The organism is Klebsiella sp. MS 92-3 (assembly GCF_000195655.1).
Classification (GTDB): domain Bacteria; phylum Pseudomonadota; class Gammaproteobacteria; order Enterobacterales; family Enterobacteriaceae; genus Klebsiella; species Klebsiella pneumoniae.
Map to the genome: position 1 here is coordinate 1 of NZ_GL882772.1, position 2,671 is coordinate 2,671.

The 2,671-nt window shown below is 50.8% G+C and carries 3 protein-coding genes; all 3 read left to right on the forward strand.

The features are described 5' to 3' along the window. The first annotated feature begins 357 nt into the window (after positions 1-357). Genes HMPREF9538_RS19560 through HMPREF9538_RS19550 form a run of 3 tightly spaced genes read left to right on the forward strand, consistent with a single transcriptional unit; the run spans position 358 to position 2,469 of the window. The gene (locus HMPREF9538_RS19560; protein WP_009484465.1) at positions 358-834 is read left to right on the forward strand and encodes a PAAR domain-containing protein; all 477 of its coding nucleotides are present in this window, start codon (positions 358-360) and stop codon (positions 832-834) included. Then, positions 834-2,069, forward strand: a complete 1,236-nt coding sequence (locus HMPREF9538_RS19555; protein ID WP_009484466.1) for a PAAR domain-containing protein — start codon at positions 834-836, stop codon at positions 2,067-2,069. The genes HMPREF9538_RS19560 and HMPREF9538_RS19555 overlap by 1 nt, the downstream gene beginning before the upstream one ends. Next, positions 2,062-2,469, forward strand: coding sequence for a DUF943 family protein (locus HMPREF9538_RS19550; protein WP_009484467.1), 408 nt, complete (start codon positions 2,062-2,064; stop codon positions 2,467-2,469). Before HMPREF9538_RS19555 ends, HMPREF9538_RS19550 begins: the two co-directional genes overlap by 8 nt. Positions 2,470-2,671: the final 202 nt, after the last annotated feature.

Below are 2,671 nucleotides of genomic sequence, written 5' to 3' on the forward strand. Positions count from 1 at the left end.
GCCTGGAGGACGAAGAAACGCCTGCTGGAGATCACTTAAGACCATTACGGCCAAAGCAGTACCATCGTAGTGAATCAGTTCCCAGTGGACAGCATGGACTGATGGAGATCCTGACAACGGCAGACGTAATCCTGGACAGGCTGCTGTATAAAACGCGCGCAGGGTGGTTCTGCAGGGTAAGTCGATGAGGAAAAGCTCGCTGGTAGTGGAAAGCGAGGGAAAAACAGGTTAAAAGCACTATAAAAAGTTAACGCATCCCGATTGATCGAACAGATGCGAAACACTGATCGAACTTCAATTCTAATCCATGATCGCTCAGAGCGGAATGAGCAACCAGATACACTAAAAGGATTTACCATGTCACAGCAATACACCAATGAACTGACCACTGATGTACTGGAACGGCTGCGTCAGCCGCCATTTACCGATGAGTTTCTGTCAGAACTTGAGCCACAGTCGCGTCAGTCACTCGTCGCAGAAATGGAATCAATGTTACAGCGCCCTGTTCTCCATATTTTCCGGGGTGCAACGATTGGCAGCCTGACCCGTCATGGTGGCGTGATCCGTGAGACATCCGGCAAAAGTACCCTTGACGGGCACTATTCTGCGCGGGTCGGAGATAAAGTTGTGTATCCGGATGGACGTGAGGCGACCATTATTTGCGGAGCCGGTAAAGGTCGGGTGATGCAGGGGGAATCGATGGCGCTCGTGGGCAGCATGCTGGATAACGGTGATGAAATCATTTCAACACCTCAGGGGTGTCAGATGTTTGTATTCCGTGAGGGCGATGCACTGCCGGATGGCTTTTTAACTGTGCCGGGAGATAAGCACTGATGGCGCTGGAAGGCTATTTTCTTTTCCAGGGAGATCGTACCGTCTGTGGCGGTAAAATTATCACCGGTGCTGAAGACACCGAATTTTTCGGGCGATCACAGGCGCGGGAAAGCGATAAAGTGACCTGCGGAAAACATCCGGGGATCTACCGTATTTGTGGTGGCATGGGCGACATGTACGAAGTAGGCGGTGTAAACCGCCAGCTAGCAGGCTCCATCGAAAGTTACAGCTCCTGCCCGTGTCGGGCGAAATTCATTCCGCAAGATTTGGATAACACCTACGAATATAACTGCAATGCCGGGCTGGCTGCCGAACGGGAGAGGGAAGCCAGCAGGAAAAAACTGAATGAGGCGAAGGCTAAAGGGCCTCAGCCAATGCCCCTTCCGGCGCTGATTTATGCCACGCAGAGGGCAATGGATGACTACGGCGCAAAGGACATGCACCACGGTGATCTGAGCGAGGAAGCACTGAAAGAGCGCTTTGGTCTGACGGATGTCTCGGCGAAAGTGAACCCGTATACGCTGACCCTTGTCCCACCAGCGCCCGCCAGTTCGTATGGTGTATTTTATCCGGGCAGCCTGACGGGAAGTACGCCGGTCGTGGTCAGCCGGGAGGAAAGTGTCCGGCTGATGTTTGATGAGTTCCGGGGACTTGCCAAGGTATTCTCCTTCCATGGCCCATATAAAAACATCATCACCGAAATGATTAATCATATGCAGGGGAACAGCGGCACACCGTACAGCAGCCCATTACTGGACAGGGCGCTGAAAGAGCAGATCCTGAATGACCATTCGAGTGATAGCTCGTTGTTGGGGATTAAAAGGGCCTTGGATGATGCTGTTAGCTACGAATATGGATTTCTTCCTCTCGGTAAAAAGGACGATTTATTCGACGGAAAGGGCAACTTTAAGGAAGTTAATAAAGCTGTTCTACCTAAATTTGATCGTCAGATCGATAAGACTAACGGGCTGGTGATTACCGTCCATGATACGTGGTCGACGCATATCACGCTCGAGTCACTGGAGGTGACGGGCGACAGCTACCGGGCGAAAGTACACTACCGGGTACAGGACCACTTCGGGCTTGATGACGCGGATATCCTGAACCCTGTTTTTCATCAGGGCCGAATTTTCCGGATCTGGTTTGTGCTGCAGCGCTATGTGAAATACGGCTATAGGCCGTTCATCACCGAGATGAATGCGACCGTGGAAATCAGCGGGAGGCGGGGTGAATAAGCGACTGATAGCGGGGGTTGTAGCGGCTGCGGTAGGTGGTTATCTACTATGGCAGTATCTGTCCCCGGTTGAGATTGTGGCAGTTCACGATGGAAATACGATTCTGGTCAGGCATTTTCCATACCTGAAAAGTCGTCAGATAGCCTGGTGGGAAGCCAATAAGGCCGTAATACAGGCGAAGTACGGGATTCCACACGAGGGTAAAGACGGCTTTTACCATGTATGGATTGTTGATTTTGGGGATGGATATCGCACGGAACCGGATGAAAACCTACTGTTTTCTACCGATGAGGTTTTTTGTTTTAACGACATCCCGACAGAGGATCGGTGTATTGATAGAAAGCCCCTTTTTGACGTTAGGTGGAGTAGGAATTACGGGCTTAAATATGAGTCGTATTAACGTAATTGTTAACGGCTGAACGTGACATCACAAGGATCTTCTTGAGATCCTTTTTTCATGCGTATTCTCTTGCTTTGAAAACGAAAAAACCGCCCAGCAATGAACTGACCCCATGCTCTTGCGCGGACCTACGGACGAATGTCATGGGTGGACCCAATGCCATTTGTAAGCAGGATAAGGCATTTATGCCGCCATCAGGCAC